Raw genomic sequence first — 14,422 nt, forward strand, 5'->3', positions numbered from 1 at the left:
TTGCCCGGCATGAGGGCAGGAAAGGCTGTGAGGTTTTGGACTTTATTTTTAATTTAAATAGAATTATCAAAGAACATAACCCTTATTAATCAGATAAAATAAATAGCTATGAAAAAGACTTTAATAATAGGAGCAACTCCAAACCCTAAACGTTATGCCAATAAGGCAGCAAATAGTTTGGTACTACATGGTCACCAGATAGTGAATGTTGGGATTAAAACTGGAGAAGCCGCTAACCAACCCATAGAAAAACCTGAAACTGTTTATACAGATATTGATACGATAACACTTTATGTAAATCCGGATAACCAGAAAGATTTGTATAACTATATTTTAGCTACCAAGCCAAAGCGCATCATTTTTAACCCCGGTACAGAAAACGCTGAATTAGAAGAAAAAGCTAATGCAGCAGGTATTGAAACTTTAGAAGCTTGTACTTTGGTAATGTTAGCTACTGGGCAGTATTAATTTAACTCCGTCTTTTCGACGATTTAGTCCTAGCAGGGTCTCTCTTTTCGAGGACCCTGTGCTATTAAGATTAAAACAAGTCTGTTCTTTATGGAACAATGAATAACAGAAATGATATTTTTCAGTAATTGATATCATACAAGTATTAACAGATAGTAGTATTCCTAAACGTTATTGGAGCGATTTAAAAAAGAAATTAGCAAAGGAAGGAAATCAATCGTACGATAAAATCGTACAATTGAAAATGATAGCGGAAGATGATTTAATTTTTAAATAAAAATACTTATGACAAATTTGAAGTTATTTGAGAATAAGCAAATTCGTTCTGATTGGAATGAAGAAGAACAGGAGTGGTATTTTGCCGTGGTAGATGTTGTAGCAGTTTTAACCGATAGCGCAGATGCGAAAGACTATTGGTACCGCATGAAAAAGCGTGAAAAGGTTTCTGGTTTTGATTTATCGACAATTTGTCGAAAACTCAAATTAGTAGCTAACGAGGGTAAAAAATATAAAACTGATTGCGCCACTAAACAAGGTCTTTTGCGTATCGTTCAATCAATACCTTCGCCTAAAGCCGAACCTTTTAAACAATGGCTGGCACAAGTAGGTGCAGAACGTATTGCCGAAATAGAAAACCCAGAATTGGCACAAACTCGTATCATTGATTGAAGAGTATGAAGCTTATGCGGGGAAGCTTTTTTCGGGGTTTAAAAAGTAAAATAAATTATCATCTATTAAATTGAATATGAATAGGAAAACCCCCGGTGTTTACATCACCGAGCTAGAAAATATTGCTTTTACAAAAAATGCAGACGTCCTAGTTACACAAATTTCTTTATTGGTAGCAGATTTGAATCGCTATATGAAATCTGTAACGAATGTGCAAGGAAGATTTGGTGATATTGGCCACACTGGCAGAAGCGGATGGTTCACTTAGTGTAGCAGCTCAAAATAAAGTGGTGTTGCAATTGGTGAATATGCGTTATGGGCAAGAAGAGGGAAACGATATCGCTTTGATCGCAAAACTGTTGGTGACCATTAATTTTTTGGAACATTCAGTATCCATCAATCACTTAACAAAAGTGGCTGATTACTTTCGGTTTATTAGTCCGCAAGGGAATATAAAGTATTTAACAGCTGACAGCGCAGAAGTGAAAATTGTGAACTTAGCTAAAACGCAAGCGGAGTGGGCAGCCTTGTTTCAGTCTTTAGGAACCACTTACAAACCGTCTTTAGCCTATCAATTAACAACAGTTTTACCCAAATTTGCACCCCTTAGTGTGAACTTAAATGGTGAGCCTTTTGTTTTGGTAAAGGATGCCATAAAAAGTAATGTGGATTTTCTGTTTCAGCAGTTTATTTTTGCACCGAATACCTATTCCACCTGGCTAAATATGGAGTATCTGGTGGATATTTATTTGTATGGCTTGTGGGAGGCAGGAGATTTAAAGGGTGAAACCGCTGCAGATGCTTATCGAGTACAGATTGGCTTGGGAAAAACAATGACTGCGGAAGATATCTTAAACAAAACAAGTAGGTTGGCCTTAACGGTTTGTTTGGATGAACCCAACGATTTTACGCAATTGACTTTTAGTAGGCAATTGGCAGACTAAATAAAGTACCTGTTATGATATTTAAGGCTTAATAGAATTTAAGTGTTTTTAACTAAGATAACGTGAGTTTTGGTTCTGTCGGTTATCCAGCCTAAGCACTGGCCTTAATTGAGCTCTTTTCGCCCTTGTCCGCCAGCCGGCGGAGGAAATGATGAAGAACTAATAGCACTAACATTGTAGCAAATGTCGCAGGCGAGAGTTTATTCATTTATATATTGTTTCTTGATAGCTTTCATGGGTTCGCTTCGCTCGGGTTTGGGAACTTTCTTTGGAAAAATCTCCAGTTAACATAATTTTAAGCAAGATGCTATTTATGGAAAAGAACCAAAACTCACATTAGGATTAAACCACAAGATAGTTAAAGCGAGACCTGCTTTGACAAAAAAATAATCCAAATATGTTAACAATTTAAGCCTCTTCTGATTTTCAGGAGAGGCTTTTTTGTTTATAGATAAACTAAAATTGAATAATTAGTAACCCATATTATTTTAAAACCTGTATCAGCAGAAACTGGGATAATAGCGTTTATAAGGGTTTAAATACTGTTTTTTTAAATTGAGTTGTTTTTGAGTTGCCTAATAATTTTACTTAATCACTCTTTTATTTACTTTCAACGATAATTAAATATGGGTTTATATGAAAAAGTATGTCCTCATCCTGTTCATTGTTTTTGCATTGCTAACAGGGTGGTTAATTTGGTGCTGGTATGAACGTCAATTGAATAAACTTGATCATGAAATTCAAGAAGAAGAATCGTCCATTATTCGCTAATTCTCATCTTACTTTAAGATGATTAAAATTTATGAAGAATGAGAATATTTAATTGTAAAAATTCAATAAACAGGCTTTAAAGCTCAAATATAATTCAATAATAAATACAATATCAAATGATGAAAAAACTACTACTATCCTGTATAATTTGTTTAACAAGCATTGCATTGTGGGCACAAATTGTTCCCAATGGCAATGGAATTGTTTATGTGAAGGCTACGGCGGTAGGTTCTGGCAACGGGAGTAACTGGGCAAATGCTACTGGTAATTTACAAAATGCTATAAATGCCACAGGCGTTAGCAAAGTATATGTAGCGGCAGGTACTTATCAAACAGCTAGTGGGGTTTCCTATAACATGAAAAACGGTGTAGCTATTTATGGTGGCTTTCCTAATACAGGAACACCTGTATTTGCAGACCGAAATACCACAGCAAATGAAACTATATTACAAGGAAATAATGCCTCGGTAATTAAAAACTTAAATTTAGATGCTACTGCTGTTTTGGATGGGTTTACCATTACTGGTGGTAATGCTTTTGGAGCAAATGGCACAACATCAGCTGGTCCGCCTTTGTTTCCTGGATTTCCTGGCCCTGACATTGTTAAAAATGGAGAGAATGGTGTAGGCGGTGGGATTTATAATGAAAACTCCTCGGCCAGCTTTAGCAATCTTATCATTAGCAACAATACTGCAAAAGGTGGTAATGGTTTTTTAGGTAATGGTTCTGGAACACCTGGTGCTGGTTTAGGTGGTGGAATGTATAATTCTAATTCATCGCCAACACTAACTTATGTAATTATAAAAAACAATACTGCTTTAGGAGGAAATTTTATAAGTGGTGGTGGTTTTGGTGGTGGTGGAGGTATTTTAAATACCAATTCATCTTCGCCTATTTTAACCAATGTGGTGCTAAGCGATAATACAGCCCAAAGTGGTGAAAATTTTGGCAGTGCAAATGGTGGTGCAATAAAAAATCAAACCTCTTCATCTCCTATATTAACCAATGTAACTATTGTAAATAATAAAGCACTCGTGGGGACTAATAATGGGGGGACACAAAATACAAATGGCGGAGCAATAATTAATGAGAATTCATCTAATCCTATCATTAGAAACTGTATTGTTTACGGAAATAATACAGGAATTACTAATTCTGCTTCTACCCCAGTAATTACGTATAGTTTAGTACAAGGTTTAGCTGCGGATGCAGTAAACCACAATATAGATGGAGTTAATGATCCATTGTTTACAAGCGTATCAGATTTTACTGTGAAAATAGGTAGTCCGGCTGTTAATTTAGGTAACCATACCTATTATGCAGCAGGGCAAACTCCAAATCTTTCTGCCATTAATCTTGATTTAGCAGGAAATGTCCGTATCCAAAAAGGAAAAATTGATTTAGGTGCTTACGAAAGTCCTTTCGAGATCGTCATCAAACCAGATGCAAATGGTGTTATTTATGTTAAAACTTCTGCAACAGGGTTAAGTAACGGTAGCAGCTGGGCAAATGCTACCGATAATGTGCAGGAAGCTATAAATGCCACAGGTGTTAGCAAAGTATATGTTGCGGCAGGTACTTATCAAACAGCTAGTGGGATTTCCTATAACATGAAAAACGGTGTAGCTATTTATGGTGGTTTCCCTAATACAGGAACACCTGTATTTGCAGACCGCAATACGACAGCAAATGAATCTATATTAAAAGGAAATAATGCCTCGGTAATTAAAAACTTAAATTTAGATGCTACTGCTGTTTTAGATGGTTTTACTGTTACTGGTGGTAATGCTTTTGGAGAAAACGGTACCATAACATCTCCTCCTTTCAACCCTATGAACCCAGGTAGTAATTTTCCTACCATTAGAAATGGAGGCAATGGTTATGGAGGGGGTATTTATAATGACCGTTCTTCAGCCACTTTTAATAATCTTATCATTAGAAATAATACCGCAAAGGGCGGGGATGGAGCTTTTAACGGTGCTTATAGTTCATTTCCTGGTAGTGGTTTTGGAGGTGGAATATATAATTCTAATTCGTCTCCCAAAATAACCAACGTAACTATTAAGGGCAATGAGGCTAATGGAGTTTCTTATATTAATGGTGGCTCCCATGGTTTTGGTGGAGGAATTTATAATACTGCATCTTCATCACCCATTTTAACCAATGTGATCGTTAGTAATAACAAAGCCCAAGGTGGTTTTGGCGGTGCTGGTGGTTATGGCCAAGGTGGAGGCATCAATAATCAAGGTGCGTCTATACCTGTTTTAACCAATGTAACTATTGCTAATAACTCGGCATTAACAAGTTCTTTTTTTAATAGTAATGGTGAGGGTGGTGCAATTTACAATGCGGGCTCTTCTAATCTTATAATTAAAAACAGTATTATTTATGGAAATAATACAGGTGTACATAATAATTCTTCTTCACCTGTAATTACTTACAGTTTAGTACAAGGTTTAGCTGCCGATGCCACAAATTATAATTTAGACGGCGCTACAAACCCTATGTTTGTGAGTTCATCAGATTATCAACTGCAGATTAATAGTGCGGCTATTAACAAAGGCAGTAACAGCTATTATGCGGCAGCACAAACTCCAGACCTTTCTAGTATAACAACAGATATAGCAGGGAATACCCGTATTCAAAAAGTAAAAATAGATTTGGGAGCCTATGAAAGTCCTTATGATATGGCTTTAAAACCAGATGCAAATGGGATTGTTTATGTAAAAACCGCTTCAACAGGAACAGGAGATGGTAGCAGCTGGGCAAATGCTACTGGAGATTTGCAACAAGCTATACAACAAACCACTGCTAAAGTATATGTGGCGGCAGGTATTTATATGCCTAACTATACTCCTAATGATTTGACCCTACAAACTCCTAAAAACAGAGATAATTCTTTTGTACTTAAAAATAACATCAAAATTTACGGAGGCTTTAGTGCTACAATGCCAGAAGCTAACCCAAGTTTAAGAGATACCAGCGCAAGCTCAACCAACAAGAGTATTTTGAGTGGAGATTTTGATGGAGATGATGTGGACATATTTGCTCATAATGCAGAAAACGCTAAACACGTAGTTTATGCTGAAGGTAATGTGGGTACAGCTTTGCTAAATGGTTTCACCATCAGCGGTGGAAATGCAGATGCTAGCTCAAGTGGTGGTGGAATATTTTTAAGCGGTAGCAATCCAACCTTAACTAACTTAACCGTTATAGGTAATCATGCTGCTAGCAATGGCGGTGGTATTTATAACAGATATAGTGGGACCAATAGCAATCCTATCCTTATAAATGTAATCATCAGTGGTAACCAAGCTGGAAACATTGGTGGAGGAATTTATAATGATAGTGGAACAATTATCATCACAAATGCGATCATTAGTGGAAACGTTGCAGGAGTATCTGGTGGGGGTTTACAAAACGGAGATGGAACAGTAACCATTACCAATTTAACCATGAGCGGCAATGCTGCTGCCAATGGAGGAGGTTTATTTAACCATATTGGTAGCGTAAAAATTCGTAATAGCATCATATATGGCAATAGTTCTGGTGTTGATAATGGCGATTCAAAACCTATTATTAGTTACAGCATATTACAAGGAAGTGGAGGCAGCAGTGCTTGGACAGCTAGCAAAGCAACCGATGGTGGAAATAACTTAGATGTTGACCCTATGTTTACCAATGCACCAAATTTCTCTACAGCACCATTTATTGGCGGTGATTATACTTTACAATTAGCCAGTCCGGCTTTAAATACCGGTAGCAATACCTTTTATGCTGCCGGTCAAACACCAAGCCTAGTATTAATAACTACTGATTTAGCTGGTAAACCAAGGTTAAATACTATTGTTGATATGGGTGCTTATGAAAAAGAAAGTGCTTTACCTGTTAATTTACTAAGCTATACTGCAAAAGCCGAAGCCAATGGAGCGAGATTAAACTGGCAAACTGCAAGTGAGCAAAACAGCAAATTATTTATCATTAGCCGCAGTATAGATGGTATAAACTTCGAAGCTATTGGTAATGTGAATGGAAAAGGTGATAGTAATAGTTTAAGCAATTACACTTTCTTAGATTTATCAGCTTCAAAAGGCAATAACTACTATAAATTAGTTCAAGTAGATTTAGATGGTAAAGTAAAACAGTTAGGCGTTAAAGTAGTAAACCTTAGCTTAGCTCAAAGTAAGGAATTGCTAATTTATCCAAATCCAAGTACAACTATTGCTCATGTAAAATTTACTGCAGGAGTATATGAAAAAGTAGCTTTACTGGATTTAAGCGGCAGAATTTTACAAAGTAAATCTATTGGTAAAGAAAGTGATGTAATCAGCTTTAATTTAACACAGCTCAGTAGCGGTACTTACCTGATTAGGTTGACTGGAAATAATGAAAGTGTTTCCAAATTATTGATTAAACAATAGGAAATCGTTTCAAATACAAAAAAGCCTCTTTTTAGAGGCTTTTTTGTTTTATAACACTATCGTAAATATTTGAAGATTCTAAGAGCCTATTTAAAATTTATTGAATAACCTGAACTCGATTATTATTAAGCATTAATTTCCTTCTTTTAGTCAATGTACAAACCTTATTTAACGTAAAATTCGCCCTTGTCTGGTGCGGTTGAGATAAAAATTAAAAGCAATCCATCATCCTAAAGCACACAACTCGCTTATTGTCATGTTTGTATGCGCTATCTTTGTCCGTAATATCATTTTCGTGGTGTATATTACCCAGTTTTATTATATTTGGCAACGTTCGGATATCCCAAATCACGCCATCTATTTAATGACACACCTTTACAAGCATCTTTTTAAAACATTAATACCTTTTTTGGTTTTTTACGGTTTTTTTTGTCAACCCTTATTGGCGCAAGCTAAGTATGAGCAGTTATTAAATAAAACCTTCGCACAAAGAATATTCCAGCTTAAAGCGATAATTGATGGAGATGTGGTGGACGTACCAGATTCGGCAGTTGCTTTTGCTAACATTGCTAAATTCAAAAAATTTGCACTAGCCCATAAAGATGAAGAGTTGATTTTAGAAGCAGATTTATTGGTGGGTTACTATGTAGTTTGGCACAGAGGAGAAAATACTGCTTTGGTGGTTAAAACTTTAAAGACTATAATAGAAAAGGCAAATGGTGAGGACAATATAGTGATAGAGGCCAGGGCTAGAGCTTTACTAGCCAACTACTATTTTAGGGATAAAAACTATTATGAGCTAGGTTTTGAAGTGTATTTTGAACTCGAAAAATTTTTGGAAAAGGTGCCAGCAGCGCAATTGCCAGACAAACTGGTAATTACTTATTTAATTGGAGAGTGCTATTATTACTTTGGAGAATATGAAAAAGCTTTAGCATATAGTAAGAAGGCTGTAGCTTTAAAACCAGCGCTAATTAATAATGGAACTTATAATAATGCCCGTAATACTATTGGACTTTGCTACCAATTAATGGGGAAATTAGATTCTTCTGATTATTATTTAAAAAAATTATTAAACAAAAATGACCCTAGTTATAACGCTGACTGGGAGGCGATTGCTAAAGGAAATTTAGGTTATAATTGCTACCTAAGGGGAGATTACAAGCAGGCCGTCCCTTTATTAGAGGCTGATGTGAAAGCTGCTGTAGCGAGGTATGATTGGGGCTTGGCTTCTGGATCGTTAATTCCATTAGCCGACATTTATTTAAAGTTAGGCTTGAGAGACAAAGCCGAAAAATTAGTCTTCCAAGCTAAAAGCTATGCCGAACTTTCTAAACAGTACCATCGTTACGCTACGTTATATCCGGTAATGAGTAAAATGTATGCCGCAAAAGGAGAGTTATCATTATCAAATCTCTATGTAGATTCTGCGATATATGTTAAAGACAGTTTGGCTAGAAAATTTAGTGCTATGCAATTATTTAGGGCTCAGCAAAAGTTAGCATTACAAAAACACCACTTAGAGCTAGATAAAGTGGTTTCGGATAAAAGGATGAAAACCTTTGAGCGTAATTTATTGCTAATGATTTTGGTAAGCTTAATCATATTAGCCATTTACGTTTATTATAACCAAACCAAAAGACATCAACAACAGGCGCTAATTGCAAACCTTGAACTTGAGAACAAAGAAAGAAAGCTAAAAGACCTTAAACAACAGCTATATGCTTTTGCAAATAATATCATCGAAAAAAAACAGCAGATAGAGTTGTTAGAGAAAGAGTTTGGTAAAATGAGTGATAATACGATACTTGAAAAACTAAGACAACATACTATTATTACTGATGAAGGTTGGGAGCGTTTTCGAATAATTTTTAGTCAGGTACATGTAGGCTACTTCCAGCGTTTAAAGGATAAAATACCAGATCTAACGCCTGCTGAAACCCGGTTTATGGCTTTAAATAAACTTCAATTATCCAATAAAGAGATGGCCGCTGTTTTGGGTATATCTATTCAGAGTGTGCGTAACATTAGGTCTCGTTTACTTAAAAAACTGAACTTACTAGATCAAGAAAGTTTTGAGGGTTTTGCGGATGAAATTTAAAGAATAGCCTTTAAGATTTACAAAGTAAGTTGCACATCTTTTAATTGTTTATGTAAATAATGTTCAAGTTATATTAAGAATGCAGTTTATAGCAAAATAATTAGATCTCTGTTAGTGGAGGAAAAACCTTTAGGGATCTCGCTTTTGCCAATTCAGTAATTTTTTTCTGCGGGTATCATAGCTTGGGTGGCTGTGCTCTATAAAAAACCTATCAGGTTTAGTGGCTGTGAACTTAGGCTACATTTTTAAACGATAGCGGACAACCTTATAGGTTTTAGAAACCTATAAGGTTTGGATTTAAGCAAACCAAAGATTTGGCGATAGAGGTTTCAATTTACCGATTCAATTTTTTTTAAAAGTGAAATCCGGAGAAAAACCGCTAAAAAAGTATAGCTATTGATTTTAATCTAAATCAACCTATCCTTAATTACCATAGTATCCGCAATTTTATCATGCAGGGCCTGTTGTTGTTTATTTAAAAATAGATACAAATAACCAAAGAAAACAGTAACGGTACTGATAATTTTAGCTAAATTTCTGATGACAACCTGTTGAAGGCTAGGTTTTAAACCTTGCAAATTTACCACCTTAATTTGCAGTAATTTTTTACCAAAAGTAGCTTGGTGGTTATGTTCCATGTAAATTTGATAAATCATTTTTATAATGGGTAATAAAATTGCGCCCATTAAAATAATAAAAAGGGTGGTGCTTTGCTGCTCAAAATAAAGGGCAAGCAATAGCTCTATAAAAGCAGCAATAGCAAATAAAATAAACCAATCTATTACGGTGGCTAAAAGCCTTAAATCAAACCCTGCAAAATATTGCGGACTAGTAAATGATTCATTAAACCCAAAAAAAGCCCGCAGTTCTTTTAACTCGTGGGCTTCTTTATAATCGTCCATACCTGCGGTACGTATAAATGAATCGGGTTTTATATTTTTTTCTTTTAACGCTGCTAAGGTAAACGGGCCTTCTGGTTTACCGTTAATTACCAGCGTATATGTTTTTTCTTCCATTTAGTATCGGGTCACTTCAAAATCGCTTAAGCCACCTTTTAAGTTGATGTAAATTTTATTTTTTGCGGTATCAAAATTAGGGGAAACATATATTCCATCACTTTTTTTAACAAAATCTTCAAAATCTTTTGATGATAAACCTGTACTAGTTTTTATCTCGCAAGCAGCATCTTGGGGTATTTCAATACTTACTTTTGCAATTCCAGTTTCGGCGTTTAAATTAATTTGCTCACTTAAACTGCCTAATTTAATATTGAAATCTGCAGCACCACCTTTTAAATTAATAGTGTTTATTTTGTTGTTAGATAAATCAAAATTTACTTTGCCAGCACCCATGTTTAAATTAACATCCCAAGTAGGTTGTGTATGGAGCTTAATTTTTACATCACTAAATTCTGTATCCTTAAAATTGAAACCGTTCTTTTTATTTTTAGAGTTAAAGCTTAATACAACAGTACTATCGGTATCGGTTTTCTTTAAATAATACCTGCTAATGGTCTCTTTGATTTTAGATTCAAAAAGTTTTTCGCTGCCGCTTTCAATACTAAATTTACTTGCACCACCATTAATACTTAATGTTGCGTTTTTATATTTTGCATTGTAATCTTCATTATAAATATTGGTGCTAAATTCTTTATTTTCCTCATTATTTACTTCATCCTCATTATGCGACCATTCCCATGGCACATCATCTGTTTTTTGTGTTCCTGTTAAACCTTTAAATGTTAAAAAAGCTAAGGTTGCCGTGGTTATTAAAACGATGATGATTACTCCGGTGTTTGATTTAGAGTCTTTAAAAACAATGTTTACCCCAGTTATTACCAGTAATAATGGCCAAAATCTCCAAATATCTCTCCAACTAAAATCAATAACACCAAAGTTTTCTAAAAGGAAAACTGTTCCAACAAAAATGAATACAATTCCCCAAAATATTTTGTCTGCTTTCATGGCTTATTTATTATAGTTTTCTGGATTGTTATGATTTACAATTGGTTCATCTGGTTTTTCATCTGGTTTTTCTTCTTCGGTCACATTATTAACATCTACCAGTTTTTTCCCTTTAAATAAAATGGTTATACCTATAACTACTAAAACCAAAGGCCATAATTTTCTTAATTTGAACCAGTAGGGTAATAGTTCAAACTCGCTTAACATAAAATACGTACCCATTGCAATTAAAAGAAAGCCAAACAAGAAGTTAACGTTGTTTTTATTCTTTGCTTTAAATGCAGGTGGAGTAAAAGGTTGGTCTTTATCAACCCTGTAATCTGTATAGGTAAAAGGAGATTTGTATTCTTTTGGCACTGCAATCCATAAAATAATATAAATCCACAATCCGCTACCACCAAAAAAGGCAGCTAATGCAAAGGCAACCCTAACCCAAGTAACATCTAACTGAAAGTAATTGGCAATACCCGCAGCAACACCTGCTACCATTTTATTATGGGTATCTCTAGTTAATTTCTTTTCCATATTTTTTTAATTTAAATCTGTCCACTTTGAGGTGTAATTAACAGTTGATCAACATTGGCGCCATCACTTAATTGCATAATGTGATGGATACTTTTTGCTACATCTTCTGCTTGTATAAATTGATCAGGAGAAATAGTTGTACCATCCCAAGATGAAGTTAAGGTAGAGCCCGGCAAAATTGCGGTTACTTTAACTTTAAATGGTTTGGTTTCTTCTCTCATGATATTGTTAAGACTGAGCATCGCTGCTTTTGTTACACAATAGGAGCCAGCATTTACAATTGTTTGTAAACTGGCTACAGAACAGATATTGAAAATATGCCCCTTTTGTTGTTTAATCATCAATGGAGCTAGTTTTTTATACAAAATGTAAGAGGCAAAAACATTTGTTTTAAAATGAAAATCTAATTGATCATCATCTTCATCTAAAATATTTGATGGAGAAAATACCCCCACATTGTTAATTAAAACGTCAATAATACCAATTTGGTTTATCACATTACTTATAAAGCTTAAAAGTTGCTCCTTATTACTACAATCAGTTTTTGATAAGTATATTTGGCTTTTAGGGTTTATTGTTATGATTTCTTTTTTTAAAGCATCTAAATCTTTTTGGTCTCGGGCGCATAAAGCTAAGGCGTGGTTTTGCTTTGTCATTTCTAAGGCAATGGCTTTTCCTATACCTTTTGTAGCTCCTGTTATTAAAATATTCATTGTTTTTTAATTTAAGGCAATTTAGGTTTAATAATTGCAATTGATAAAAAAGCTTATTTTTACACAAATTTAATAATATGGTATTTTATAGTTTCGGGAAATATATTTTAATGCTTAAGGCTGTTTTTAGACGGCCAGAGAAAATGAGCATCTATAAAAACGAAGTTTTTAAAGAAATGGTTGATATAGGCTTGGGTTCTTTAGGCATTATAAGCATCATTTCTGTTTTTATTGGTGCTGTAACCACGGTTCAAACCGCTTTTCAGCTTACCAGTGATTTAATTCCTAAATCAATTATTGGAGGTATTACCAGAGATTCAACCATATTAGAGTTAAGCCCTACAATTTGTTCTTTAGTTTTGGCAGGTAAAGTTGGGAGTAGTATTGCATCGCAAATTGGTACCATGCGTGTTACCGAACAAATTGATGCTTTAGAGATTATGGGAATTAATGCACCAGGATATTTAATTTTACCTAAGTTATTGGGCGGTGTAATTATGATTCCGATGCTTGTTATTGTTGCCATTGCATTAAGTATTACTGGTGGTTACTTAGCGGGTACGGCATCTGGAGCGGTTACAGCGGCAGAATTTATTCAAGGTTTAACCACAGATTTTATTCCGTTTACAGTTGTAGTAGCCATGGTAAAAGCACTTATTTTTGCATTTATTATAACAACAGTTTCTGCCTACCAAGGTTTTTATACAAAAGGTGGAGCTTTAGAAGTTGGCGCTTCAAGCACTAAAGCAGTTGTTGTTAGCTGTATTGCCATATTGGTTTCTGATTATGTAATTGCACAACTTTTATTATGATAGAGGTAAAAGATATATACAAAAGCTTTGGAGATAATGAGGTTTTAAAAGGGATAAGTGCCGATTTTAAACCTGGAGTTACTACATTAATTATTGGAGGATCGGGTTCTGGAAAAACTACCTTGATGAAAAACATGGTAGGCTTGCATGAGCCTAATAAGGGTACGGTTACTTATGATGGAAGAGATTTTACTTCTATGAATATGCAAGAAAGGATAGAAATTAGAAAAGAAATTGGAATGCTTTTCCAAGGTTCGGCACTCTTTGATTCTATGACTGTTGAAAAAAATATTCGTTTTCCTTTAGATATGTTTACCGATCAATCTAAAGCAGAAAAATTAGAACGCGTAAATTTTGTTTTGGAGCGAGTGAATTTAGCAGGCAAAAACAAATTGTATCCGGCAGAGCTTTCTGGTGGGATGATGAAAAGGGTTGGTATTGCAAGAGCTATTGCTATGCGCCCTAAATATTTGTTTTGTGATGAGCCAAACTCGGGCTTAGACCCTAAAAGTTCTATTATGATTGATGAATTGATAAAAGAAATTACGGAAGAGTATGATATCACAACGGCTATAGTTACCCATGATATGAACTCGGTAATGGGAATTGGAGATCATATTATTTTCTTACATCAAGGGCAAAAATGGTGGGAAGGTTCTAAAGACGAAATTACATCAACAGATAATAAAGAGTTAAATGAATTTGTTTTTGCCACTAAACTGATGGAAACGCTTTTGAAAAAGTAGTTTTAATTTGAAGATAGTTCAATTCGAATATTTGAAGATGAGTTAATTTGAAGATTATTAATTTGAATATTTGAAGATGAGTTAATTTGAAGATGATTTGCGTAATTTTGAACAAAGTCATTAATGCAAACACAAAATAAGCATCATCATTTAGTAAAAACAAAACAAGCATCATCAAATCTTCAAATCGTCACATTTTCAAATCGAACATTCAAATCATCAAATCAATTAAACACAATAAAAGCATCATCAAATCTTCAAATCGAACATTCAAATCGTCACATTTTC

At 34.7% G+C, this 14,422-nt stretch carries 12 protein-coding genes; 8 read left to right on the top strand and 4 right to left on the bottom strand.

What is annotated here, in order from left to right; genetic code table 11:
• Positions 1-108: 108 nt before the first annotated feature.
• The 6 genes from ACFSSE_RS01660 (at position 109) to ACFSSE_RS01685 (ending at position 9,374) form a co-directional block, all read left to right on the top strand.
• The gene (locus ACFSSE_RS01660; protein WP_379040866.1) at positions 109-468 is read left to right on the top strand and encodes a CoA-binding protein; all 360 of its coding nucleotides are present in this window, start codon (positions 109-111) and stop codon (positions 466-468) included.
• A gap of 285 nt (positions 469-753) precedes the next feature.
• Positions 754-1,137: a BRO-N domain-containing protein gene (locus tag ACFSSE_RS01665; RefSeq protein WP_379040864.1), complete on the top strand. Its 384-nt coding sequence runs from the start codon at positions 754-756 to the stop codon at positions 1,135-1,137.
• A gap of 76 nt (positions 1,138-1,213) precedes the next feature.
• On the top strand, positions 1,214-1,405 hold the full coding sequence (locus ACFSSE_RS01670; protein ID WP_379040863.1) for a hypothetical protein: 192 nt from the start codon (positions 1,214-1,216) through the stop codon (positions 1,403-1,405).
• On the top strand, positions 1,371-2,081 hold the full coding sequence (locus tag ACFSSE_RS01675; protein WP_379040862.1) for a hypothetical protein: 711 nt from the start codon (positions 1,371-1,373) through the stop codon (positions 2,079-2,081). The genes ACFSSE_RS01670 and ACFSSE_RS01675 overlap by 35 nt, the downstream gene beginning before the upstream one ends.
• Positions 2,082-2,968: 887 nt before the next feature.
• Positions 2,969-7,273, top strand: a complete 4,305-nt coding sequence (locus ACFSSE_RS01680; protein WP_379040860.1) for a choice-of-anchor Q domain-containing protein — start codon at positions 2,969-2,971, stop codon at positions 7,271-7,273.
• Positions 7,274-7,715: 442 nt separating this feature from the next.
• Positions 7,716-9,374 carry a hypothetical protein gene (locus ACFSSE_RS01685; RefSeq protein ID WP_379100669.1) on the top strand — a complete coding sequence of 553 codons (1,659 nt, stop codon included), beginning with the start codon at positions 7,716-7,718 and terminating at the stop codon, positions 9,372-9,374.
• 407 nt (positions 9,375-9,781) lie between these two features.
• Here the strand turns inward: ACFSSE_RS01685 and ACFSSE_RS01690 are convergent, their stop codons facing one another.
• From ACFSSE_RS01690 to ACFSSE_RS01705, 4 genes are read right to left on the bottom strand one after another with little or no spacing between them, the layout of a single operon-like run.
• A complete protein-coding gene (locus ACFSSE_RS01690; RefSeq protein ID WP_379040858.1) occupies positions 9,782-10,390 on the bottom strand; it encodes an RDD family protein in 609 nt (202 codons plus the stop codon).
• Positions 10,391-11,338 (bottom strand): LiaI-LiaF-like domain-containing protein, encoded by a 948-nt coding sequence (locus tag ACFSSE_RS01695; protein WP_379040856.1) that lies wholly within the window; start codon positions 11,336-11,338, stop codon positions 10,391-10,393.
• Positions 11,339-11,341: 3 nt separating this feature from the next.
• Positions 11,342-11,863: a PspC domain-containing protein gene (locus ACFSSE_RS01700; RefSeq protein ID WP_379040855.1), complete on the bottom strand. Its 522-nt coding sequence runs from the start codon at positions 11,861-11,863 to the stop codon at positions 11,342-11,344.
• Between the two features lie 11 nt (positions 11,864-11,874).
• The gene (locus tag ACFSSE_RS01705; RefSeq protein ID WP_379040853.1) at positions 11,875-12,576 is read right to left on the bottom strand and encodes an SDR family oxidoreductase; all 702 of its coding nucleotides are present in this window, start codon (positions 12,574-12,576) and stop codon (positions 11,875-11,877) included.
• A gap of 77 nt (positions 12,577-12,653) precedes the next feature.
• Here ACFSSE_RS01705 and ACFSSE_RS01710 point away from each other — a divergent pair, with 77 nt between their 5' ends.
• Positions 12,654-13,388 carry an MlaE family ABC transporter permease gene (locus ACFSSE_RS01710; RefSeq protein WP_379040852.1) on the top strand — a complete coding sequence of 245 codons (735 nt, stop codon included), beginning with the start codon at positions 12,654-12,656 and terminating at the stop codon, positions 13,386-13,388.
• Entirely contained in the window at positions 13,385-14,134 is a 750-nt protein-coding gene (locus tag ACFSSE_RS01715) for an ABC transporter ATP-binding protein (protein WP_379040851.1), read from the top strand. Before ACFSSE_RS01710 ends, ACFSSE_RS01715 begins: the two co-directional genes overlap by 4 nt.
• Positions 14,135-14,422: the final 288 nt, after the last annotated feature.

The organism is Pedobacter alpinus, assembly GCF_042684645.1.
Lineage (GTDB): Bacteria > Bacteroidota > Bacteroidia > Sphingobacteriales > Sphingobacteriaceae > Pseudopedobacter > Pseudopedobacter alpinus.